1 protein-coding gene is annotated in these 430 nt (G+C 40.0%); it reads right to left on the reverse strand.

The genetic code is table 11. From position 1 onward, the window contains the following. Nucleotides 1–19: 19 nt before the first annotated feature. Entirely contained in the window at nt 20–352 is a 333-nt protein-coding gene (locus HMPREF2613_RS06340; RefSeq protein WP_070479762.1) for a phage holin, read from the reverse strand. Between the last annotated feature and the right edge of the window lie 78 nt (nt 353–430).

Below are 430 nucleotides of genomic sequence, written 5' to 3' on the forward strand. Positions count from 1 at the left end.
GTCGTTTTTTTTCATTTGTTTATTCCCCTTTCCACGCATCATTCATCTGTTTGACTGCTGACTCAACGAATGTATCCAAGTCCTTATCAGTCATGCTGATATTGTACTTGCTAAGCTCAGCACGGATTTTAGTTCGTGCCTGTTCCAGCTTCTCCTCGCCCTTATAGCCAGTCTCAGAAGCGACTTGCTCAACGGCATTGACCGCATTTTTGGCCAAGATTTCAATAATTTTGATGGTCTTTTCGCCACCTTTTTTAATCAAAAAATCCTTAGTTGCTTTAACTGTTACCCCTGCTAAAATAACAAGGATGCTGATTGCACCATTTGTGATGATTTCAGTAATTTGTTGCATTTGTATTTTCCTCCGCGATTTCTAAATTTACAAATTTGTTAAACAGGGCATCGATGCGCCCATTCCCTCCAAGTTTCT

Source organism: Streptococcus sp. HMSC070B10 (assembly GCF_001808665.1).
Lineage (GTDB): Bacteria > Bacillota > Bacilli > Lactobacillales > Streptococcaceae > Streptococcus.